The organism is Thermococcus sp. (genome assembly GCF_027012695.1).
In the GTDB taxonomy this organism is placed as follows: Archaea; Methanobacteriota_B; Thermococci; order Thermococcales; family Thermococcaceae; genus Thermococcus.
The window spans coordinates 1-22,042 of record NZ_JALUYR010000085.1 but is presented as its reverse complement, the minus strand read 5'-3'; the positions used below and the strand labels follow the sequence as shown (position 1 = coordinate 22,042).

The 22,042-nt window shown below is 55.8% G+C and carries 23 protein-coding genes, 1 tRNA gene and 2 pseudogenes; 14 read left to right on the top strand and 12 right to left on the bottom strand.

Going from position 1 to position 22,042, the window contains the following annotated elements; translation table 11 throughout:
* Both MV985_RS07015 and MV985_RS07010 read left to right on the top strand, forming a co-directional pair.
* Positions 1 to 1,752, top strand: a pseudogene (locus tag MV985_RS07015) (DNA polymerase II large subunit); the annotation flags it as partial.
* A 70-nt stretch (positions 1,753 to 1,822) separates the two neighbouring features.
* Positions 1,823 to 2,506: a hypothetical protein gene (locus MV985_RS07010; protein ID WP_297464732.1), complete on the top strand. Its 684-nt coding sequence runs from the start codon at positions 1,823 to 1,825 to the stop codon at positions 2,504 to 2,506.
* 582 nt (positions 2,507 to 3,088) lie between these two features.
* On the opposite strand, the gene MV985_RS07005 is transcribed toward MV985_RS07010, so the two are convergent.
* From MV985_RS07005 to coaD, 3 genes and pseudogenes are all read right to left on the bottom strand, one after another.
* A tRNA-Gln gene (locus tag MV985_RS07005) sits at positions 3,089 to 3,163 on the bottom strand.
* Between the two features lie 66 nt (positions 3,164 to 3,229).
* A complete protein-coding gene (tpiA, locus tag MV985_RS07000; protein ID WP_297464718.1) occupies positions 3,230 to 3,910 on the bottom strand; it encodes a triose-phosphate isomerase in 681 nt (226 codons plus the stop codon).
* 61 nt (positions 3,911 to 3,971) lie between these two features.
* Positions 3,972 to 4,436 (bottom strand): annotated as a pseudogene (gene coaD / locus MV985_RS06995) (phosphopantetheine adenylyltransferase); the annotation flags it as partial.
* Positions 4,437 to 4,505: 69 nt separating this feature from the next.
* Here coaD and MV985_RS06990 point away from each other — a divergent pair.
* From MV985_RS06990 to MV985_RS06975, 4 genes are read left to right on the top strand one after another with little or no spacing between them, the layout of a single operon-like run.
* Entirely contained in the window at positions 4,506 to 5,672 is a 1,167-nt protein-coding gene (locus MV985_RS06990) for a hypothetical protein (protein ID WP_297464716.1), read from the top strand.
* On the top strand, positions 5,673 to 7,010 hold the full coding sequence (locus tag MV985_RS06985; protein WP_297464714.1) for a CoA-binding protein: 1,338 nt from the start codon (positions 5,673 to 5,675) through the stop codon (positions 7,008 to 7,010).
* 23 nt (positions 7,011 to 7,033) lie between these two features.
* Entirely contained in the window at positions 7,034 to 8,011 is a 978-nt protein-coding gene (locus MV985_RS06980) for a bifunctional N(6)-L-threonylcarbamoyladenine synthase/serine/threonine protein kinase (RefSeq protein WP_297464711.1), read from the top strand.
* Complete coding sequence (locus MV985_RS06975) at positions 8,008 to 8,796, top strand: DUF835 domain-containing protein (protein ID WP_297464709.1); 789 nt, start codon at positions 8,008 to 8,010, stop codon at positions 8,794 to 8,796. Before MV985_RS06980 ends, MV985_RS06975 begins: the two co-directional genes overlap by 4 nt.
* On the opposite strand, the gene MV985_RS06970 is transcribed toward MV985_RS06975, so the two are convergent.
* The 6 genes from MV985_RS06970 to MV985_RS06945 are packed head-to-tail and all read right to left on the bottom strand — an operon-like array spanning position 8,780 to position 14,365.
* Positions 8,780 to 9,616 carry an NAD(+) kinase gene (locus MV985_RS06970; RefSeq protein ID WP_297464707.1) on the bottom strand — a complete coding sequence of 279 codons (837 nt, stop codon included), beginning with the start codon at positions 9,614 to 9,616 and terminating at the stop codon, positions 8,780 to 8,782. The two genes, MV985_RS06975 and MV985_RS06970, sit on opposite strands and share 17 nt — an antisense overlap.
* Positions 9,613 to 10,671, bottom strand: coding sequence for a lysylphosphatidylglycerol synthase transmembrane domain-containing protein (locus MV985_RS06965; RefSeq protein ID WP_297464706.1), 1,059 nt, complete (start codon positions 10,669 to 10,671; stop codon positions 9,613 to 9,615). Before MV985_RS06965 ends, MV985_RS06970 begins: the two co-directional genes overlap by 4 nt.
* 11 nt (positions 10,672 to 10,682) lie before the next feature.
* Positions 10,683 to 11,732: a lysylphosphatidylglycerol synthase transmembrane domain-containing protein gene (locus tag MV985_RS06960; protein ID WP_297464705.1), complete on the bottom strand. Its 1,050-nt coding sequence runs from the start codon at positions 11,730 to 11,732 to the stop codon at positions 10,683 to 10,685.
* Between the two features lie 2 nt (positions 11,733 to 11,734).
* Entirely contained in the window at positions 11,735 to 12,886 is a 1,152-nt protein-coding gene (locus MV985_RS06955; RefSeq protein ID WP_297464703.1) for an RsmB/NOP family class I SAM-dependent RNA methyltransferase, read from the bottom strand.
* Between the two features lie 9 nt (positions 12,887 to 12,895).
* On the bottom strand, positions 12,896 to 13,411 hold the full coding sequence (locus MV985_RS06950) for a DUF3201 domain-containing protein (protein ID WP_297464730.1): 516 nt from the start codon (positions 13,409 to 13,411) through the stop codon (positions 12,896 to 12,898).
* A 42-nt stretch (positions 13,412 to 13,453) separates the two neighbouring features.
* Positions 13,454 to 14,365 carry an LEA type 2 family protein gene (locus tag MV985_RS06945; protein ID WP_297464701.1) on the bottom strand — a complete coding sequence of 304 codons (912 nt, stop codon included), beginning with the start codon at positions 14,363 to 14,365 and terminating at the stop codon, positions 13,454 to 13,456.
* A gap of 81 nt (positions 14,366 to 14,446) precedes the next feature.
* Here MV985_RS06945 and MV985_RS06940 point away from each other — a divergent pair, with 81 nt between their 5' ends.
* Genes MV985_RS06940 through MV985_RS06930 form a run of 3 tightly spaced genes read left to right on the top strand, consistent with a single transcriptional unit; the run spans position 14,447 to position 15,982 of the window.
* The gene (locus MV985_RS06940) at positions 14,447 to 14,959 is read left to right on the top strand and encodes a CDP-2,3-bis-(O-geranylgeranyl)-sn-glycerol synthase (protein ID WP_297464699.1); all 513 of its coding nucleotides are present in this window, start codon (positions 14,447 to 14,449) and stop codon (positions 14,957 to 14,959) included.
* Between the two features lie 56 nt (positions 14,960 to 15,015).
* A complete protein-coding gene (locus MV985_RS06935; RefSeq protein ID WP_297464727.1) occupies positions 15,016 to 15,282 on the top strand; it encodes a ubiquitin-like small modifier protein 1 in 267 nt (88 codons plus the stop codon).
* Position 15,283: 1 nt separating this feature from the next.
* Entirely contained in the window at positions 15,284 to 15,982 is a 699-nt protein-coding gene (locus MV985_RS06930) for a ThiF family adenylyltransferase (protein ID WP_297464697.1), read from the top strand.
* Here the strand turns inward: MV985_RS06930 and MV985_RS06925 are convergent.
* On the bottom strand, positions 15,975 to 16,820 hold the full coding sequence (locus MV985_RS06925; protein WP_297464695.1) for a hypothetical protein: 846 nt from the start codon (positions 16,818 to 16,820) through the stop codon (positions 15,975 to 15,977). The genes MV985_RS06930 and MV985_RS06925 overlap by 8 nt on opposite strands.
* Positions 16,821 to 16,911: 91 nt before the next feature.
* Here MV985_RS06925 and MV985_RS06920 point away from each other — a divergent pair, with 91 nt between their 5' ends.
* Both MV985_RS06920 and MV985_RS06915 read left to right on the top strand, forming a co-directional pair.
* The gene (locus MV985_RS06920; protein ID WP_297464693.1) at positions 16,912 to 17,340 is read left to right on the top strand and encodes a molybdenum cofactor biosynthesis protein MoaE; all 429 of its coding nucleotides are present in this window, start codon (positions 16,912 to 16,914) and stop codon (positions 17,338 to 17,340) included.
* A gap of 93 nt (positions 17,341 to 17,433) precedes the next feature.
* On the top strand, positions 17,434 to 18,375 hold the full coding sequence (locus tag MV985_RS06915) for an SPASM domain-containing protein (protein WP_366085302.1): 942 nt from the start codon (positions 17,434 to 17,436) through the stop codon (positions 18,373 to 18,375).
* Here MV985_RS06915 and MV985_RS06910 read toward each other — a convergent pair.
* A complete protein-coding gene (locus MV985_RS06910; protein ID WP_297464691.1) occupies positions 18,372 to 19,289 on the bottom strand; it encodes a winged helix-turn-helix transcriptional regulator in 918 nt (305 codons plus the stop codon). The genes MV985_RS06915 and MV985_RS06910 overlap by 4 nt on opposite strands.
* A 66-nt stretch (positions 19,290 to 19,355) precedes the next feature.
* On the opposite strand from MV985_RS06910, the gene MV985_RS06905 reads away from it, so the two are divergent.
* From MV985_RS06905 to MV985_RS06895, 3 genes are read left to right on the top strand one after another with little or no spacing between them, the layout of a single operon-like run.
* Entirely contained in the window at positions 19,356 to 19,844 is a 489-nt protein-coding gene (locus tag MV985_RS06905; RefSeq protein ID WP_297464722.1) for an adenosine-specific kinase, read from the top strand.
* A 46-nt stretch (positions 19,845 to 19,890) separates the two neighbouring features.
* Complete coding sequence (locus MV985_RS06900; RefSeq protein ID WP_297464690.1) at positions 19,891 to 20,445, top strand: XTP/dITP diphosphatase; 555 nt, start codon at positions 19,891 to 19,893, stop codon at positions 20,443 to 20,445.
* Between the two features lie 54 nt (positions 20,446 to 20,499).
* Positions 20,500 to 20,952 (top strand): Lrp/AsnC family transcriptional regulator, encoded by a 453-nt coding sequence (locus MV985_RS06895; RefSeq protein ID WP_297464720.1) that lies wholly within the window; start codon positions 20,500 to 20,502, stop codon positions 20,950 to 20,952.
* Between the two features lie 65 nt (positions 20,953 to 21,017).
* Here MV985_RS06895 and MV985_RS06890 read toward each other — a convergent pair whose 3' ends face one another.
* Positions 21,018 to 21,845 (bottom strand): radical SAM protein, encoded by an 828-nt coding sequence (locus MV985_RS06890; RefSeq protein WP_297464688.1) that lies wholly within the window; start codon positions 21,843 to 21,845, stop codon positions 21,018 to 21,020.
* Positions 21,846 to 22,042 lie beyond the last annotated feature (197 nt).

Here is a 22,042-nt window from a genome sequence, read left to right as displayed (position 1 = left end):
CTCCTCGAGAAGTTCTACGGTTTACCAAGGTTCTACAACGCCGAGAAGATGGAAGATTTGGTCGGCCACCTTGTCATAGGCCTCGCCCCCCACACATCGGCCGGAATCATTGGAAGGATTATAGGCTTCTCCGACGTTCTCGTCGGCTACGCTCATCCGTATTACCACGCCGCGAAGAGGAGGAACTGCTTCCCCGGTGACACGAGAATTTTAGTGCAGATAGACGGCAAACCGGCAAGGATAACGCTCCGCGAACTCTACGAGCTTTTTGAGGGAGAGGGCTATGAGAACATGGTCTACGTCAGGAAAAAGCCCAAGGTGAACGTTAAGGTCTACTCCTTCGACCCCAAGAGCGGTAAAGTCGTTCTGACCGACATCGAGGACGTCATAAAAGCCCCTTCAACGGACCACCTCATTCGCTTTGAGCTTGAGCTTGGAAGGAGCTTCGAAACTACGGTTGACCATCCGGTTCTCGTCTATGAGAACGGGAAGTTTGTGGAAAAGCGGGCTTTCGAAGTGAAAGAGGGCGAGTTTATGGGTGTTATCAGCGATAATGAAGTCCATTTATTGCGTGTTGGGCATATTCATTATGTTAAGTCTAGAGATGACTTTGTGTTCTCTCTTAATGCTAAAAATTACCATAACGTTCTAATGAATGAAAATATTATAACACACCAATGCGATGGTGACGAAGACGCCGTTATGCTCCTCCTCGATGCCCTGCTCAACTTCAGCAAGTACTACCTCCCGGAGAAACGCGGTGGAAAGATGGATGCGCCACTGGTAGTTACGACGAGGCTTGATCCGAGGGAGGTTGACAGCGAGGTCCACAACATGGACGTAGTTAGATATTATCCCCTCGAATTCTATCAAGCCACCTACGAGATGAAGTCGCCGAAGTCAATAAAGTTCATCGAGCGCGTCGAGGACAGGCTCGGGAAGCCTGAGATGTACGAGGGGTTGAAGTTCACCCACGATACCGATGACATCGGTCTCGGTCCGAAGATGAGCCTCTACAAGCAACTCGGCGATATGGTGGAGAAGGTTGAGAGACAGCTCGCCCTGGCCGAGAGGATTCGCGCGGTTGATGAACACCACGTTGCCGAGACCATACTCAACTCCCACCTGATTCCGGACTTGAGGGGCAACCTCAGGAGCTTTACGAGGCAGGAGTTTCGGTGTGTTAAGTGTAACACGAAGTACCGCAGACCTCCTCTCGGAGGAAAGTGTCCCAGATGCGGGGGGAAGATAGTTCTGACGGTAAGCAAAGGCGCGGTCGAGAAGTACCTGCCAACGGCGAAGATGCTCGTTACCCGCTATAACGTCAAGGACTATACCAGACAGAGGATATGCCTGACCGAGAAGGACATTAAGAGCCTCTTCGAGAACGTCTTTCCCGAGAGGCAGAGGACCCTCATGGGCTTTTCAGCGGACGTCTGCGAGAAGATGATTAAAGAGCGGACCGGGAAGTCGAACGGTAGGAACGGCTATCTCGACGAGCTGAAGGCCAGCGGAAACGGGAAGAAGGGAGCGAAGGACAGGACTAAGAAAACCCCTTCAAAGGAAATCAGAAAAACCCCAGAGAGGCCCAGGCGCTCCGAGAAGAAGATAAAGCCGGCTACGGGCTTCGAAAAGGCCGCCCTTAAGGAGTATATGAGGGAGAAGAAAAAGACCGGGGCGGAAGAAGGGCGCATGGCGAAGGGCAAGAAGAAAAAGAAGGGGATAAGCCTCGACGACTTCTTTGGTTCCTGACCCTTGTCTCTTTTCTCCCGGGCTTTCCGTTAATCATATATACGATAACACCGTTCCCTTTTCGGTGGAAATGCAGGGATTCAAGCTCCTCCCCAGCGTTGCTTACCTGCGCGTTCAAAAGCAGGCCTTTATAGGCTACTCCATGCCCCTCGCGGGCTGGATAGGAGAGTACCTGATAAACTACCGGAAGCTTCCGAGGCCGACCTTCCTCTCCCGGGCCTTTGGTAAGCTGGGCTTTTCTTTAGCTGGGGAGGGGAGGGATGAGAGATACATAACCCAGTTCTTCACCAGGGGATCGGTTTCAGTAAGCGCGAGCTGGGACGTTGAGAAGGAGGGCCTCTTTCTCCAGATCTTTCCGCTACGCTCAAAACTCTCCCGCGGTCTAACCATCAGGGCCGAGTACATAGACTTTTACGACCAGCACGTCGTTTCTATCGAGCCCACGGGAAAGCTTCCACCCGGGATAAGGGGAATAGGCATAAACGCCCTCATTCTTGAGGACTACTACCCGGTGGAGATCCCCTACTGGGGGCTTTTGCATGAGGACTGGGAGACCGAGCTTAACCTGATCGTCATGAAGGATGAGATCTACGATAGGCTGAAGCGCGAGGAGTACCGCTGTCCCGTCTGCTTCTCACCGCTGAGCGAGGAGAACGGCGTTCTTAAGTGCCCCAACTGCGGCTTCACCTACGCCCCGGAGAACGACTTCGAGCGGGTCATGGAGACGTTCACTGTGGAGGAGTTTGCGTTTTAGCAAACTTTGCAGGGCGAAGTTTGATCAAAACGGTTCTTACCCATTTACTCGCTTCAGAGTACTTTGTACATGCTTTGTAATAGGGGAGTTTTAGTGGGCTTTCTTTAGTGGATGCTCAATCTTTGACTTTGGGTTTATGCCTCCTGCGCTCTTGGGCACTATTGGAAGTAAACCCCTCCTTAAAACGTCAGTTTGAGCACGAAAGCCACTGGATGTAAAGCACATTAAAGGCACGTGCGACATTGGGGATCTCACAAACATTCAACGACTTTCCGTCAGCGCTGAGACTTCTGGAAAAAGCTTCACCAAAAATACGTAGCTCTCCTCAAAACGCAACTTCGAGGGTTTAACTCACGGATGAACTCTTTATTGGCAGGAACTGACTGTAAAGGAACCTTTAATGTGGGTTTACTTTTCTTTGACACCCTTCGGGTGTCTTCTTTAAAACTAAACCCTCTTTAAAAGGGGCAATTTAACAGTTCTCAATTTCGAAGCGACGATCAAACAAAAACCCTCTCAAAAATTTAGCCTGTCAAAAGGAGCTACGAACTTTGATGAAACTTTTCGCCAGAAAAGTTTCTATGGTAGCCCGGCGGGGATTCGAACCCCGGTCCCCGGATCCAAAGTCCGGGATGATGGCCGCTACACCACCGGGCTGCCCTGCGAAAAATGCAAAGTTTCTGCTTTATAAACTTTGAGTTCCGGCAAAAACTGTGGAAGGGTTCAGATGATGGCGGAAACCAGGTCTCTGATTGCCTTTTCAGGGTCCTTCGCCTTCGTAACGCCGCTCGCGAGGAGAACGCCGACGCTTCCCAGCTCGAGGGCCTTCTTCACGTCCTCGCCCGTTGATATTCCTGCTCCGGTGAGAACCTTCACTTCGGGGTTGACCTTTCTGACAAGTTCAACGGTATCGGTTATCACTTCGGGCTTGGCCCTGCTGACAGGAATGCCAGTTCCTATCAGCTCGGGCGGTTCAACCGCTACATAATCCGGGCCGAGGGCGGCAACGGCAGCTGAAACTGCCGGTTTGTTGGAGCAGACCATCGTCATGAGTCCAACTTCCTCAGCCCTTCTAATGCTCGCCTCCAGGTCCGCCAGGATCATCCTTCTCTCCGAGTGATTGAGGAGCGTTCCTACGGCCCCGGCCTCCTTAACCGCCTCCGGAAGAACGTGGCCTGTATGACTTCCCGGTTTTATCGGGTCCAGGTGCTGTGCGAAGACCGGTATCTCCACGCTATCTGCAACCGTTTTGAGGTCGGTGAACTGGGGTGCAACCACGATGGTTATCCCCGTTTCCTTCCAGACCTTTTCAGCGGCTTTTGCTATCGCCAGTGCCCTCTTTCCGGTCGCTTCGATGTAGGTCTTGAAGTTTATGGCTATGATCGGTTCCCTCAGCTTTACCATCGGTATCACCTGAGGTGTTACGTTCTTTTCCCTTAAACGTCTTTCGGGAGTTTTGTTTCCACTGGAGGGGTCTGCCGAAGGGGTCTATCATCCCGGCCCGTATGAGGGAGGAGCTTATTTTGGGCCCTATCGGGCTCTTCACCAGGGGGATGACGACTATTTCCAGGGGTTTTAGACCCCTCTCCTTCCGGGCCCGGTTAACTATCAGAGCCCCCCTGTAGGTTTCCTCGCTCACGACTATGGCCTCAAGGCTCCTCATCTCCGCAGCGAAACCTATGGCGTCGTGGATCTTGATCACGCGGTAGCTGGAGTACCCGTTGACGTCGAAGAATTTGATCAGATCCCTCAGGCGAAGGCCGTAGGGGAGAATCCTTTCGGCGTGGGGCTTGTCCCTCACCATCCCGTCGGAGGTTAGGCCCACGTAAACGTATTCGCCGACCTCGAAGGCTTTCCTGAGGAGGGCCTTGTGGCCCAGATGAAGCCTGTCGAAGGTTCCGCCGACGACGACTTTTTTGAATTTCTTCATGGTCCTTCGTTGGGCCCGGAACCAATAAGCTTTTTTATTGGCCGGAAAGATTTCTCCGGAGGTGAAGGAATGAAGAAGCTTGCCGTCCCCGTTCTCATTCTCATCCTGGCAGGGACCCTCGGAGGGGTCAGTGCCGCCGAGCCGCAGCCCCTCTTCGACTTGAACTTTCTGATAAGGGTCTCCCCCGTCCAGCTCAACGGTTCCGAGGTGTGGATCGGAAGCTTCAGCGTCCACGCCGTTCTGAAGGATCCCCTTTACCGGGCCTACTTCGATCACCTCGCGGCCAACAACACCACCCGGGCCCGGGAGGAATTCAGGGACTTCGTTCGGCAGCTCGTCTACGGCAACCTGAAGGACAACTTTGAGAGACGCTTTGAGGAGGTCAACCTCTCGGGGACGATATATCTCCCCGAGGGCGGCCCGGTTAGGGTGGGTGACAACTGGTCCGCCACTGTCTCGTTTGCGATCTCCAACTTCCTCGTGAGTACCGATGGGAAGGTCCTGAGGTGTCCCCTCTCCGGTAACCTGCAGTTCGTCTTTAAGGGCCATGTCTTCGACTACACATGGGACCGAATGACGGTGGTTCTTCCCAGGAACTACGAGATCAAGAACCTCGCCCCGCGGCCGGACGATTTCTCGAAGGGCGTTGCCATCTGGACCAACGGGAGCTACATTCCCCTCATCGAGCTCTACACTCCTGCGTATACCTTCCTGCGCTACATAAACTCCACCCACAAGAGCATAACCCTCTCCTTCGATCCCGAGGACGGCTACCTGAGGTTCAACGCTACCTTTGACCGGGTTCCCGAGTACGACTCCACGGTGGAGTACCTGCTCAGGAGCTTCAAGGAGACAATGGACGTGGTCAGCATTGACACCCTCGAGAAAAACGGAACCCTCATCGTCGTCGGCATAGCCCGGCCCGAGGTGGCCTATCGCGAGACATCGAAGGAGAGGGTATGGCAGGTTATGGTCAAACTTCCGGGCAGGTTCGACGAGATCAGGGTAACCGCCGGAACCTACCAGCTCGCCCCGGATAACACCGTCATAATAACGGTCATCGAGAAGAAGTCCGGGAATCGGGTTTACTACCTCCTGGGCGGGGCACTCACGGTGGGTGTCGCGGCCTTTTTCTTCGCGCGGAGGCGCAGGAAGAATTCCAAAGAGCCCGAAAATAAGGGGGAAACCCCGGTGGACGAGCTCGTTGACGTCGTCAGCCTCGAGGAGGGTGAGTGAATGGACTTCTTTTTCTATCCCAAAAGCGTCGCCGTCTTCGGCTCCTTTAGAGAGGGCGCGATAGCCCACGAGATCCTCAGGAACATCGTGGAGGGCGGCTTTGATGGGAAGATAATTCCCGTCAACCCGAAGGGTGGAACCGTTGAGGTCGCTGGAAAGCGCTTTGAAATCATGCAAAAGCTTGAGGAACCCGTTGACGTTGCGATAATCGCGGTTCCCTCAAAAATCGTTCCGTCTTTGATCGACGAGATAGGGCCGCTCATCAAGGGCGCCGTCGTCATCTCTGCTGGCTTTTCCGAGGTCGGGAACGATGAGCTGGAGCGCGAGCTTGTTGAGAAGGCCAGAAAGCACGGCGTTAGACTCATAGGCCCCAACTGCGCCGGGGTCTTCGGCGTCCACGGGAAGTTCTTCGGGTCCTTTGAGGTTCGGGTTAAACCAGGCGGACTCGCTCTAATCAGCCAGAGCGGTGCCTTCGGAGGAGCGGCTTTGGCCATGGGTAACGACGAGGGGATTGGATTCTCGGCCTTTGTAAGCTATGGAAACGCCGCTGATTTGAACGAGAGCGACTTTTTGGAATACTTCGCCGACGATGAGAACACGAAGGCCATAGCCCTCTACATCGAGGGGGTTAAGGATGGCAGGCGCTTCCTCAAAGCCCTCCGCTACGCGAGTGAGAAGAAGCCCGTCATAGTGCTCAAGGCAGGGAAGAGCGCGAGCGGCGCCAAAGCTGCAGCATCTCACACGGGTTCCCTCGCAGGTTCCTACGAGATTTACAGGGCGGCCTTCAGGCAGGCAGGCGCGATAGAGGTAGAGGAGATGGAGGAACTCTTCGATGCGGCTAAAGCCTTCGAGATGTATCTTAAAGCCGGAAAGCGCGTAGCGGTGATAACCAACTCCGGTGGTCCCGGCGTTTTAGCGACGGACAAGCTGGAAAAGCTAGGTCTTGAGATCGCGAAGCTGAGCGGGAAAACCGTCCGGGAACTCCGCTCCTTCCTTCCAGAGCAGTGCTCCGTTAAGAATCCCATTGACCTCATAGCGGATGCGGACTACGAGCGCTATAGAAGAACCATCGAGGTAGTGTGTAAGGACGAGAACGTTGATTCTCTCTTAGTCATCTGCGTGCCGCCGATATTCATACCGAGCGAGGAAGTGGCTAAGGCGGTCATCGAGGCCGACTGCGACAAGCCGGTTATCGTCAACTTCATGGCGGGGGAGCTGGTCAGGGACGGCGTTGAAGTCCTCGAAAGGGCTGGAATAAAGAACTTCCCCACGCCGGAGAGGGCCGCGAGGGCTCTTTACTGGCTCTCTCTCAGGGACGACCCGGACAAAGGCTTTTAAACGGCCGGGTCGTTTAACTTCCCATGATATCCCTTGGCATAGAGGGAACCGCCCATACCCTCGGCATAGGCATCGTCACCGAAAAAAAGGTTCTCGCCAACGTATTTCACACTCTCACCACCGAGAAGGGTGGAATCCACCCGAAGGAGGCCGCCGAGCACCACGCGCGCCTTCTCAAGCCCCTTCTGAGGAAGGCCCTCAACGAGGCAGGAATAACGATGGAGGACGTTGACGTTATAGCCTTCTCCCAGGGGCCGGGTCTCGGGCCGGCATTGAGGGTCGTCGCGACCGCGGCCAGGGCGCTGGCAATACGCTATGGAAAGCCGATAGTGGGCGTGAACCACTGCATAGCCCACGTGGAAATCACCAAAATGTTCGGCGTCAAGGACCCGGTCGGTCTGTACGTGAGCGGTGGCAACACGCAGGTTCTCGCCTTAGAGGGCGGTCGCTACCGCGTTTTCGGTGAGACCCTTGACATAGGCATAGGGAACGCGATAGACACCTTTGCTAGGGAGCTTGGCATAGGCTTTCCCGGAGGCCCGAAGATAGAGAAGCTCGCCCAAAAGGGGGAGCGCTACATTGAACTCCCCTACGCGGTGAAGGGCATGGATCTGAGCTTTTCGGGAGTTCTCACCGAGGCGGTCAGAAAGTACCGCACCGGAAAGTACCGCGTTGAGGACCTGGCCTATTCCTTCCAGGAGACCGCCTTTTCGGCGTTGGTTGAGGTCACCGAGAGGGCAGTTGCACACACCGGCAAGGACGAGGTTGTGCTAGTTGGGGGCGTTGCCGCGAACAACCGTCTTCGCGAGATGCTCAGAATAATGACGGAGGACAGGGGTGTTGAATTCTTCGTCCCGCCCTACGACCTCTGCAGGGACAACGGGGCCATGATAGCCTACACAGGTTTGAGGATGTTCAAAGCGGGAATACGCTTTTCACTCGAGGAAACCGTGGTGAAGCAGAGGTTCAGGACCGACGAGGTTGAGGTGACCTGGGATTGAGAGTCTCGCCCATCTTTTTCATAACGGACATCGTGCTGCTCGTGGTCATTGGCTACGCGGCCATCTACTCCCTCAGGAGGGTCCACAGGTACGGTGAGCCCCTGGACAGGTTCATAGTAATCACGGCAGTATCCCTGCTACTCGCCACTGTTGGCAGGTTCATGGATGTTCTGGACGATTTCTGGCTTTTCCCGGGTCCGTATTACGCCGTCGAATACGTCCTCTACTTCCTCGCCATAGTGGGGGTTGCCTACGGTCTGCTGAGCTACATCAGCAGCGTGGAAAGACGCATCTTTCCCATCCCCTCGGAAGAAGGCGCCGGGGGAGAGCTCGCCCCCGGGGGTTATCTCTACATTACCGGCTCCGATGAGGGAGATTTCTTGAAGTTCCTCGGGAAGTGCGTGCACGATCCCGTCCTCGTTATAACCCGGGATCCCTGGAGGTACGAGGGCCTGGAAAACGTCAGGACCGTGTGGGTTACCCCCATCGGTGAGGGAGGCGTGAGCCCGACGAGGCTCCACGTTCTGCTTGACGCCGCGGTGGAATTCATGAGGGGCGGCGGAAAACTCGTGGTAGTTGACTGCCCCGAGATACTGGTGCTCTACAACGACTTCCCGGCGGTATTCAAGTTCCTCTCCTCGATGAAGGACTACGCCATCAGCTCCGGTTCGACGGTTCTTCTGCTCGTGGAGGAGGGTACGCTCGACGAAAGGGAGCTCAACATCCTGTCCCTCGAGTTCACCCCGGTCAGGGAGCTGAAGAACCTCCTCAAAACCTCTTCTTGAGCCTCATCGTGTACTTGGGGTAGATCTCCCGCGTGAAGCGTATAAACTTGGCCTTACGCGGGGACTTCTTTATGGTTATCTCGGTCTTGGGGTTCAGGTGTGTGTAGAACTGGCCATCAATGGCGAGGATGATCTCCCTCTTGAGGGCGAGGTTCCTCACGTCTATGGTGCTGGACGCCGGAACGACCATCGGCCTCGAGCTCAGTGCCAGGGGCGCCAGGGGGGCTATGACCATCACGTCGAGCCTGGGGTCAACGAAGGGTCCCCCAGCGCTCATTGCGTACCCCGTGGATCCGGTGGGCGTAGATATTATCAATCCGTCAGCCCTTATCTCGTCCGCCAGGCCGCCATCGATGTAGTACTTCAGATGGATTATCTTGCCCGGAATTCCCGTCAGTACAGCGGACTCGTTGAGAGCGTCCGGGACGCTGTTCTTCCCGTTCAGGTACGTTCTGAGCTTTATGCGCTCGTCAATGTAGTATTCACCTTCAAGGAGTTTGCTGAGGGCAAAGAACGTTTCGTGGGGTTCGACTTCTGTGAGAAAACCAAGGGTCCCCATGTTTACACCGAGTATCGGTATCTCCTTTTTCGTCCTGTGCTCCACCCTAAGGATGGTACCGTCCCCGCCGATGGCTATTATGACGTCCACGTCGAACTCCTCGAGCGGAAGGACGTCCTCCTCGCTGAACTCGGGCAGGTTCTCGTAGGTTTCCCTGTCAACGAAGACCCTGTATCCGCTCACCTTCAGGAAGTCGTAGACGCGATAGGCCAGTTTGAGGGCCTCCTTTTTATCCCTCCTCGCGACAACGCCGAACTTCATAATCCCTCCCCCATTTCTTCCTCCAGAACCCCTCTTTCCGGGGCGGGCGGGGTGACCTCATCCCTCCCCCCGAGGCCCGCGACCACAAAGGAGCCCACGACCGTCGGCCCCCAGTAGGATATGAGCCTCTCAAGGATCGTTCCGGTAACCGCGAACTCGGGGTCTATGCCCAGGGCTATGAACACCGCGGAGTTGACGGCCTCTATTATCCCCGCACCGCCCGGGACGATGGCGAACATTCCGACCACCATCGATACGACGAGAACCACGGTTATGTCCACCGGTTCTATCGGGTAGTTTATGGCCATGAAGATGAGGTGATACCTGGCTATCGTGAGGCCCCAGTAGACGAAGGACAGAAGCACCGCCACCAGGGTGTGGAGCTTGCTCCTGGCTAGAAGCCTGAAGTCCGTCTGGAAGCGGGGAATCGTCACCCGGTCTATTTCCTCAAAGGTTCCCCTTCTCCGCTCGGCCCTCCCCCTGGACACCCTCTCGTACAGCCGGAATATCCACCAGATCGCCCCATGGGATCTCTTCTCGCTCATCAGGAGCCCTATGACGAGGGCCGCGAAACCGAACATTACCGCGTCCAGGAAGAGAATGAGCCAGGTGAGGGCGGTCTCGCCGAGCCGGTGGACGTGAACCGTTGCTGTGATCATCATAACGGCTATCGGAATCAGATCGAGTATCCTGTCCATCATCACGCTCGCGGTCATAGGACCGTAGGGTTCTCCGGTTTCCCTTGCGAGGTAGTAGACCCTGATGAACTCACCGAGGCCCTTTGCTCCCGGGCTTATGTTGTTGAAGAACATCCCCACGAATATCGCCTTGAACACCGTCCAGAGGGGGGCCTCTATTCCAAGCCCCTTCAGGAGAACCTTCCACCGGAGGGCCCAGGCCAGCAGGGTCAGGAGGTAGACGACCACCGCGAGCAGAAGGTACTCAAGCCTCGAGTTCCGGAGGATCTCCACTACCCCCTGGGCCCCCGCCCAGTTGATTAGGGCACCGATCACAACGAGTGCCCCGCCGAAAAACGCCACCCTCTTCCAGTCCATGGTGTGCACCGTTAGTCTTTCTCTTCCCCGTTCCCGTTTATATCGTTGTCGTTTGATCCTTTCCTCAGCCTGATTCCAAAGTGGGCCATCACGAGAGCCCCTATGACCGTCGGCCCCCAGTAGGATACCAGTCTCTCGAGGAGGGTGGCGGTAACGGCAACCTCCTTGTTAATTCCCAGGAGGACGTAGACGGCCGAGTTTATGGCCTCTATCAATCCCGCACCGCCCGGGACGATGGCGAACATTCCGACGACGATGCTTATCATCTGAACAACCATAACGTCGAGAAGCCTTATCGGGTTGTTTATGCTGCAGAAGATGAAGTAGGAACGCAGGAGGATGAAGAACCAGGTGACGAAGGACCAGAAGAGCGAGAGAACGAAGGCCCTCTTGTGCCTCATCAGTATTCTGAAGTTCTCCTGGAAGCGTGGGACGTCGATCTCGACGATTCTGACAAAGCGCTCCTCGTACTTGAGGGCCTTCTTCGGCATTATCCTCTTGAACTGGCGGTAGAGCCAGTAGAGGATTCCCTTCGTCCGGTTCTCGCTGAGCAGAACACCGAGTGTAGCGAAGGTGGCGATGGCAAAGAACGCATCCAGGAGAAGGAGTGTCACGGTTAGCGTGAACGATCCCAGTCTGTAGACGTGAATCGTTGCCAGGAGAAGCATGAAAACCACGGGAATGACGTCCATTATCCTGTCCATCATCACAGTCGCGAAGACGTGGCCGTAGGGCTCACCGGTCTTCTTGGCGATGTAGTACATCCTCACCGGTTCGCCGCCGCCCCTGGCACCGGGAGTTACATTGTTAACAAAAACGCCGACCAAGAGGGCTCCGAGTATTGTTTTGAAGCTGGCCCGGATGTTCAGGCTCCTGAGGAGGACCCTCCAGCGGAGGGCCCAGGCCAGGAGGGATGCCACGTACGCCAGAACCGCCAGGAGGAAGTAGTCCAGTCTCGCGGTCTTGAGGATCTCGATCACGTCGCCTATTCCGGCCCACCAGAGGAGAAGTATGATCACAACGATACCAAGCCCGGAGAGAGAGTACTTCCTCTTTCCCATCCCTACACCTTCCTGAATCTGGCTATGAAGAAGCCCTGGGTGAGATGCCTGTTCGGGTAAAACCTCTGCACGTTCTCAATTCCGATCCCCGGGGAACCTATGAAGATGCTCTGCTCCTCGAGTTTGAGTCCCTTCGAAAGGGCGTACTTCACGTTCGCCTCGTTCTCCTCCAGCGAGAGCGTGCAGGTGGAGTAAACCAAAACGCCGCCCTTCCTCAGGGACTTCACCGCCGCCCAGATGAATGCCCTCTGGTAGCGCGCGGTCGCCTCGATGTCCTTTGGAGTTCTGCTCTCCCAGAGCTTGGGCCTTATGCCGAGGGCGGTGCAGGGTGCATCGAGGAGTATCTTATCGGCATGAATTCCGAGTTCTGGCAGCTTCCTCGCGTCCATCCTTATGAGCCTGACGTTCTTAACGCCGAGCCTCTTAAGTTCTTCCTCCATCTTCCTCAGCCTGTTCTTCGATTTGTCCATCGCGATTATCTCTCCCCTGTTCTGCATGAGCTGGGCTATGTGGCTCGTCTTTCCGCCTGGAGCGGCCGCCATGTCGATTATTAAATCTTCCTCTCTCGGCTCTAGGACGTGGGCAACGACCATTGAGGGCAGGCTCTGGGCGTAGAAGAGGCCCTCCTTAAAGCTCTCTAGCTCGCTCAAACTTGGAAGCTTGAACTTTGGAAGGGTCACTTCCACTGCTAAGCCCCTAGTCGAGGTTATCATCTCCTTCGCGCCCATCCTGGCTATGCCAATTCCGACGAGCAGGCCCCTCGGGTCTCTAATCTCCACCTCGTCTCCAGGCTTTATCCTTCTGTCCGCCTGGAGAACACCGGGAGCGTAGAGCATCGCACCCTGGTAGACGCTCTCGCTCGCGAACTTGTTGGCCCTCACGGCGGGAAGGTCCGGCTCATAATCATCCGGAAAGTTGGGACCTTCCCTCTCGAAGTATATCCCCTCCCGAAGGTAGGGGCTTCTCTTTGGCTTCAAACCTTCTTTCCTCAGAATGGCCATCAGCTTCGAGCGGCTCGTTTTCAGGGTATTCACGCGGATGTAGTACTTCTCCACCGGTGTCCGGAGGGAGGCCATTATTTCCTCCGCCTCGTCCCCAAAGAGTTTCCTGTAGTACTCCCTCAGCTCCGGTGGAAAGGCCTCCTCATAGCCCATAGAGACACCTCAGAGGTCGAAGATTTCAAAGCGTTTTCCGAGGTCTATGAGCCTCTTGATTCCCTGCTTGAGGGCCTTTACGCTCCCGAAGTTTGCCTCGAACTGGAAAACTTTCTCGTCGCTTTTCTCAATTCTCTCGAGAACCTCCGTCGGGGAGACCCTCCCATCGCGCCTCCAGTTGTAGACGTCGCTCAGGAAGTTTTCCGAACCGTAGATGAAGCTCCTGGGAAAGAGCTCGAGGAAGAGGCCGACGAAGTTCTCGCTTATCCTCTCCCTTGGAACGGCAACCACAAGGTAGTAGCTCTCCGGCGTCGCCCCGACCTCGATCTGGGGCTTTATCTCGAAGGCCGGGTGCGGATAGCTCATCTGCCTCCACTCGCCGTCTAGGAAAAGGTAAGCTCCGAAGACCTCCTCAACGTCTTCGATCTTAAAGCCCTCCGGCGGGTTTGCCTTCAGCTCATCGTTGAGCGCAAAGATGCTCTCCCACATCTCGTTCAGAAAATCGTGAACTTCTCTCACTTTCATCCCGCACACCCAAAATGGAAAAGGAAATGGCCTTAAAAACCTTCATCCAAGTATCTCGTCCAGCATCTCGTTCAGGGTCTCCATTATCTCCGTCTTCATGGTTTCCTCGTAGCTGGCGAGCCTGACCCGGTAGCTCTGCCCCATAAAGTCCAGACTGAGGAAGACGTTGGCTCTCAACCTGCTCACCTCCCCGTTCCTGACGTGGCGGACCCATGCCTTTGGAAGGGAGTCCTCGATGATGTAGGCCCGGAGATCCAGGACAGCGTATCCGTTGGCGGGTATGACGACCCTGTTCCGGGTCTCTCCGTAGGCCACTTTGATGTCGTTGGCATAGGCCTCAAAGCTGACGTTCCCTACGGGCACGGGGAACCTGTTGGGGTTGTAGAACTTCATGTGGGCAATCAGGACGGCCTTCCCCTTCTCCTCACCGGCCCAGTCAAAGGTGGTTCCGACGAGGGCTGGGGTTTTAACGAGGCCACCGGCTATTTCCCTGCTCTCTGCGGTGAAGTTCAAGCTGGCCAGGATGTCCTCGCTGACCTCCCGCCTTAAGTCGTAGTCAATGGGTATGATCCCCAGGAGCCTGCTCCTGAAGAGCACAAGGACCGTCCCCCTCTGGCCGTTGTCGAGGTACCTGACGAGGGCACGGACCAGGTTCCGGTTTTCGACGGCAAGAACGATCTCCAGCTCCTTCCCGAGGGCGCTGTAATTGAACTCTTCGACCCCCATAACCGGGATGCCCATAAACTCCACGGTCAGGTTCTCCAGCGAGAGGGGAACTGCCAGGGGTTTGTTGAGCCGGCCCTCCAGTACTATTTCCGTCCTGTCCTCTGTTACCTGACCCCACCGGGCGTTCACCTCTGGCTGGGAGGTGAAGGCGGCGTAGACCACGTAACCCACCCAGAGGATTATCGCTATGGTCACCAGCCCGAGTACAGTCTTCAGTCCCATCTCCATCACCTTCCAGGGTTCTCCCATCGTTTAAACTTCTCCGGTAGCTTTAAAACTCCATCCCCCTACACCGGATGGTGAACAGTGATGTCGCTCTCATCGTTCCTGTGGGCCCTGTGGTACGTCCTCCCCGCCTATGTGGCCAACGGTACCCCTGTACTCGTTGGGGGAGGGAGACCGATAGACGGCGGAAGGACCTGGAGGGACGGAAGAAGACTTCTCGGTGACGGAAAGACCTGGCGGGGTTTCATCGGTGGAGTGGCCTTTGGAACCCTTACCGGCGTGATTCAGTACTTCATAACACCCGACTTCTACGGCGATCTTAAGACCGCGGTTCTGCTGGCTTTCCTTCTCTCCTTTGGAGCCCTGGTGGGCGATCTGGTCGGTAGCTTCCTCAAGAGGCGTGCCAACCTTCCGCGCGGCGCTCCCGCGATAGGCCTCGATCAGCTCGGCTTCCTCCTCTCGGCCCTTGCCTTCGCCTACCCGGTCAAGCCCCTGAGGGGCGATCAGATGCTGATGGTCCTGATAATTACTCCCTTCATCCACTGGGGGGCCAACTACTTCGCCTACAGGATGGGATGGAAGAGCGTACCCTGGTAGCGAGCCACCGGGCAACCCTTTTTAACTTCCCCTCCAACCTCTTTTGGGTGATGTGGATGAAGGTTACCGTTCGCTACTTCGCGCGCTACCGCTCCCTCGTCGGCAAAAGCGAGGAAGAACTTGAGGTTCCAGACGGAATAACCGTTAGGGAACTCATCGAGATCCTGAAGGAGAGGCACCCGGTTCTCAAAAACGAGGTCTTCGCGGAGGAGGACGACCTGGCCGATGTCAACGTTTCGCGGAACGGCCGCTACGTGCGCTTCGACGAGGTTTTAAGGGATGGAGACATCGTCGCGATATTTCCCCCCGTGAGCGGTGGTTGAGATGCTCAGCGAGAAGGAAATCGAGCGCTACGACAGGCAGATAATGATATTCGGGAAGGAGGGCCAGGAGAAGCTGAAGAACTCGAAGGTGGCCGTCGTTGGAGTCGGCGGTCTGGGAAGTCCAGTTGCCTACTACTTAGCTGCTGCCGGAATCGGGACGATACTCCTGATAGACGAACAGGAACCTGAACTCAGCAACCTGAACAGGCAGATACTCCACTGGGAGGAAGACCTGGAGAAGAACCCCAAGCCCCTATCGGCGAAGTGGAAGCTCGAGCGCTTCAACTCCGACATAAAAATCGAGACCTTCGTTGGGCGGCTCACCGCCGAGAACGTCGATGATGTCCTCGATGGCGTCGATGTAATCGTTGACTGCCTCGACAACTTCGAGACGAGGTTCCTGCTCGACGACTACGCCCACCGGAAGAGAATCCCCCTCGTTCACGGCGCGGTAGAGGGGACCTTCGGCCAGGTGACGACGATAGTTCCTGGCAAAACGAAAAGCCTTCGCGAGATCTTCCCCAACGTTAAAGAAAGGAAGGGAAAGTTCCCGGTGATCGGACCCATAGCCGGAGTCGTGGGCTCGATCCAGGCGATGGAGGTTATAAAGCTCCTGACGGGCCTCGGGGAGCCCCTCCTGAACAGGCTCCTGCTCGTTGATCTCGCCTACAATACCTTCGACGTTGTCGAGCTCAGGTAGGGGGCCTGACCTCTATCCTTCTGTTCACAGAGGTTATCTCGAAGGTCTCGTCCCAGCTTCCCTCCTGGGTTATCCTCATCTCGCCTAGAATCGGGTCGCTGACCTCCGTCACGGAACTTACATCAAAACCGAGCCTTCCCCCGACGAGTCTGTTTCCCCTGAAGTGGAGCTCCAGCCTTCCCCCGCTGACGTACACAGAGGTCTGGGCTGACGCTGAGAAGTAGGCCTCTGCGAGAGGCTCCAGCTCGTAGTCGGGAATGCGGTAGATCAGCCGCAGGATCTTCCCCTCCTCGATGGAGTCCGGTTTCTCAGCCAGGTATCTCCTCGCCAGGCTCACTATGCTGTACCTCCACACCATCTCGCTTGCGGCGGGATCGTCTATCCTCACCCAGCCGACGGCAGTCCGCAGGTAGGTGACGTTGTTCACTATTATCCGCGACGTTTCCGTCCCGGTCCCGTCGGGAAGGCTTATGGTTGTCGTGTTTATCCAGGCACTCCAGGAGTCGTAGTCTACGTAGCCCCTTTCGATGATCCGCAGGGTAACGTTGTCGGTCTCCGAGCTTTCATTCCCCTCCACGGTCACCGTCATTACCAGAGATGTGTTGCTGTTGTAGGTGAACCGCCTTATTGAGCGTACCCCCTCCAGAAGCTCCCCTGGATCCGGTTCCTTTCGGGTTGTCGTGACGGCCGGTCTGGGAGAGCCGGTCGTTTCCATCTTTTCCGTGCCGTTTGGGACGATGCTGGCCGTCGGTTTGGCCGTCGTTTCGCCGCCACCCATGCAGCCGGCAATCGCGCCGACCAGGAGGATCACGAGGAGTGGGAGTGCGTACCCCTTCATAACACCACCACCGCAGCTCCCCCTCCGGCCACTTAAACCTTTCCACCGCTCGATTTTTAACGTTCAAAGGCCAAATTCCGCCGGTGGTGGCATGAAGGTCAGACTCATGAAAGAACCCTTCGATCTCAACGGGGCCCTGGATCACGTTTCCGTCCCCGAGGCTGGAGCCTACGTCTTCTTTCTCGGCAGGGTCAGGAACGAGAGCCGCGGAAGAAAAGTTGAGAAGCTCATCTACGAGGCCTATCCCGAGATGGCCGAGGCGGAGATGGAGCGCATAAGGGAGGAAGCCCTCGAGAGGTTCCCGATCATCGACATCCTCATATGGCACCGCTACGGCGAGCTTGATGTTGGGGAAGATACCATACTCATCATAGCCAGCGCTGGGCACAGGAAGGAGGCCTTTGAGGCCTGCTCGTGGGCGATTGATGAGGTCAAGAAGCGCGTCCCCGTCTGGAAAAAAGAGGTGACCGACGGGGGCACCTTCTGGATTGAGGGCGATAGGCAGATTCCCCATCCGTGATCTGGAATTTTCCATTTTTTGCAAACTCCTTCCAATGGTATGCAAAATCGGAATAGAAAAAGTATATATAGCGGGCCGCCTATCCCTCTACCGGTGGTGCCGGTGGAGGAGATCACATACGAGGCATCAGGATCCTTTGAGGTTCCCATCTCGTCGAGGGTCGTTTCGATATCAAAGCCCCCCTGGAGCGCCAGACCCCACCGCGGGAAGCTCGAGAGATTGATACTCCAGCTCGGTGCGGGAAGGGGCAGGTTCTCCGAGGTTGAGGGGATACCCAGGTCACTGGGCTGCATAGGCAACAACCGCTTCCTCCTGAGGCGGGAGCCCCTGAGTGTGGAAAGGGTGAGGGAGCTCATCTCCGAGTTCAGAAAAGCCGGTGGAAGGGAGCTCTGGCTGACCAACTACGACAGCGTTGATTATCTTCTCTCAGTGGCCGCGTACTCCGTCGAGATCGGCGTTGATGAGGTCCACGCCGTCCTTCATCTTGATGACCTCGATAGAGTAAGACCCGTTGAGGGTGTTCGTTTCATAGCGGAGCTCGAGTATTCGTCGGAGAACCTCCAGAGGCTTGAGGCCCACCGCTGGCTCCATGGGGCACTGATTATGGTCAGGGGCTCTGACCTGGATGACTTTCTGGGCCTCAAGACCACCTTTCCCGGGGAGATCTACGTTGACGTCCTCTACCCCGGCTCTGCAAGGAAGCTCGATTTCAACGTCATAGAGGTGCGCAGGGTTCTCAATCCGACCACCGAAAGGTATCACGACTGTCTCGCCGGGACCCTTGCGATAACTGCCGACGGGTACGCCCTTCCCTGCCCCCTCCTGAGGAACCATGTGGTGGCGGACATGATGGAAGCGGGGATCAGGGGGACCGTGAGGAGGAAACATCTCAGGGAGTTCTGGAGGATGACGAAGGACAAGATAGAAACGTGCAGAGCCTGTCCCATCAAGTACGTCTGTCACGATTGCAGGGCCCTGGAGTACCAGGCGACGGGGGATATAGAGGGCGTTGAGTACTGTCCGCTCTTCCCCTAGAATTCCATGATCGAGCGGTAACCCTTTCCATCTTTTCTGACCATCCTCTCGCAGCGTGTTTTCAGGTTCCTATTGTTCAGTTCCCGGAACGTTTCGTCGAAATACATTATGCCCATCTTTTCCACGTAGCTGCTGAACTCCAGGATCTTGCTTCCCAGGTCATCCTTTGATGAGAAGTACCATTCCAGGAGGTAGCCGTAGTTGAACAGGATGCCGGCGTTTATCTCGTAGTCCCTGAACTTTTCGAGGACTTCTTTTTTCAGCTCCCTGGTTAGACCAACGACACCCCTGTCGTGGATGTTCATTTCTATCGTAGCGATGAAACCCAGGAGTATTCCCTCCTCCCGGAGACGGTTTATCATGTACCTGACCGTTGGTCTCGTCTTTCCAAGCTTCCTTGCCATCTCGGTCACAGGAGTCCTCGCGTCCCACTTGAGAATATCTATCAGTATGGCGTACTCGTAGGGGATGTTCCAGTTCCCGAAGCTGTCGTCCCCGCTGGGGGGATAGGCCCTGGCCCCGTAGAACTCGTAGTCGTCCGAGTACCTCGAGAGCAGCTCGTCAATCCTGTCCCTCTGGTCGTCCGGAATGTGGAGCACTGAATAGAGGCCGTTCTTAAAGCCGAAGATGGGGTTCGTGTAGCCTACGAAGGGGTTCTTCGTTATCCTGAACCCCACTTCCTTCAGGCTCTCCCTGGGGATGTTCATGAAGGCCACAAAGCTCCGGAGACCTACCCGCCTTATGTTGAACATCGCGTTGACCGTGACATACCTGCCGTAATAACGATCGTAGAGCCTCTTGAGTTTGTAGTATTCCATGCCCTCCTCCCGCGATATCTTCCTCAGACTATCAAGGGGATGCCTGTTGAGAATATCAACGAGGAGCTCTATCTCTTCCATGGATGGCCCGCCCATGTTCACCCACCGTCCGGCTGGGAAAAAGTTATATCCTCGGTGTATTAAACCATTCCGGTGGTGTTGATGGTCAAGATAGACGTGATCGAGGTGGAGAAGCCCCAGGGAGTTGAGGTGATAATAGGACAGGGCAACTTCTCGATATTCACCGTAGACGACCTGGCGAAGACCCTCCTCACGACGGTTCCGGGCATAAAGTTTGGAATAGCGATGAACGAGGCAAAGCCGCAGCTCACCCGGTTCACCGGCAACGATTCCGAACTGGAGAAACTGGCTGCAAAGAACGCCCTGAGAATAGGCGCCGGCCACGTCTTCGTCATCCTCATGAAGAACGCCTTCCCGATAAACGTCCTCAACGCCGTCAAGAACCATCCAGCAGTTGCCATGGTCTACGGGGCCAGCGAAAACCCCTTCCAGGTGATAGTTGCCGAGACCGAGCTCGGAAGGAGTGTTCTGGGTATAGTGGACGGTAAGGCCGCCACCCGGATAGAAACGGAGGAGGAACGGAGGGAACGGCGCGAGCTCGTGGAGAAAATAGGGTACAGGATAGACTGAGCGGCAACCTTTTTACTTCCTTTGGGTCTCTTCTTCCGGTGGTTTCATGCGGCTGGCCTTTGTAACGTCCAACCCCGGTAAGATTGAGGAAGCCAGGAAGTACCTTGAACCCCTCGGCGTTGAGGTCTATCAGCTTCGCTTCCCCTATCCTGAGATACAGGCCGATACGCTCGAGGAAGTGGCCGAGTACGGCGCCAAATGGCTCGCCGAAAGGGTTGACAGCCCCTTCTTCCTCGACGACTCGGGGCTTTTCATAAACGCCCTCAGGGGCTTTCCGGGTGTTTACTCGGCCTATGTTTATAAAACCCTTGGCATCGACGGTATTCTGAAGCTTTTGGAAGGTGTCGATGACAGGAGCGCCTACTTCAAGAGCGTGGTTGCCTACTGGGATGGTGAGCTGCACCTCTTCACGGGCAGGGTTGGGGGTAGAATAACGACGGAACCCCGCGGGAAGGGTGGCTTCGGCTTCGATCCGATTTTCGTTCCGTCCGGTTTCGATAGAACCTTTGCCGAAATGACAACCGAGGAAAAGAACGAGATATCGCACAGGGGGAAGGCTTTAAAAGCCTTTGCAGAGTGGCTAAAGGAAAACCTTAAATAAGCCCTGAGTCCAACTTATCCATCAGTCTTTGTACGGATGACAAAGGGGATGGCGATGGCGGGCTCGCTCGATAACACCGACCTGCGCCTGTTGAAGGAGCTTAAGGAGAACGCGAGGGAGAACATAGCCAGCCTGAGCAAGAAGCTCGGCATACCGAGGACGACCGTTCACTACCGCATCAAAAAGCTCGTCGAGGAGGGGGTTATAGAGAAGTTCACGGTCAAGCCAAACTACAAGAAGCTCAACCTCGGCACGACGGCCTTCATCCTGGCGCGCTACGATCCCGATTCCGGGCTCAACCAGAGGGAGGTGGCGGAGAGGATAGCGGCCCTCGATGGTGTCTACGAGGTTCACATAATAGCCGGCGAGTGGGATTTGCTGATAAAGGTCCGCGCCCCCAGTTCAGAGGAGGTCGGCAGGATAGTCGTGGACAGGCTGAGGGAGATAAGGGGCATAGGACAGACGGTCACGATGGTGTCCTTCGTTACGGTGAAAGAAGAACTTTAACAGGGGCGATGATCGGCGTTCTCCTTTCTGATTTATGATGAAGCGAGGTTTGGTGAGCCTCTTAGCTACATAACGCAGCACTCGTAGATTACCTCCACTTCCCTCACCGTTTTTGCCCACTCGATTATTTTCCTCGGCGGGTTCGTCAGCCTGTCAACGCCGGCCAAAACCGCTCCCCTGTCGAAGTCGAGCCTCCATCTCCCCAGCGGCCGCATGCAGCCGATGCTCAGCTCGCCTTCAAAGCGCTCTCTCGCGTATCTAACAACGTCGAGACTTTCCTCAACGCTCGGTTTCGGAACGTTCTCCATCTCCGTTCCCTTCGTTGGGATCAGAACATCCAAAACGAGGACGTCTATCGGGTAGTTCACCAGCATGTCTATGGCTTTGTATTCCCAGTGGATTTTTCCAAAGTCCAGTCCGATGGTTATGTGGGGGGCGATCCTTACGCCCGCTTCCGTGAGCAGGTCGAGGATTCTCAAGTAATCCTTTACGGTCTTGTTTATTTTGTAAACGCGCTTTATTACCTCACCATCGCCGACGAAGTCGAGGGAAACCACATCAACCCACTTAAGCCACTCCAAATCGTTCCCGTCGATGAAGCCAACGTGGGCGTTTAGCTTTAAGCCTGTCCTCCGCTTTATCTCCCTTATCTCGGCCGCGTAGAAGTCCAGCGGAACCTTCAGACGAGCGTCCATCCCGCCGCTCAGCAAACAGCCGAGGTAGCCCTTCCTATCAAGGTCGAGGCAGTAGTTCAAAAGCTCTCCCCGCTCGGGCTTCTTCATGCCCTCCAGATAGTGCCTCCCGCAGTGGGCGCAGTTTAAAGCGCAGGCGTTGCCCGTGAGCGAGATTGAAGGGAATTTTATGCCGGGAATGTAGATTTTGAGCTTTTTCATTTAACTCACCTCAGAAAGGGGTTGTAGGGGGCGAAGCCCCCTCCGGTGTTTAAAATAGGGGGAAGGGTCTGGGAAACGTAGTTTCCCGGTTTATGTGGGGCGAAGCCCCACTCTCGGGGGGAGGGGGTTGGCAAGGACGTGGGAGGTGAAACCCCCCGGTCCTGCGAGGGGAACTTGATGCAGGGGATGTAGATTTT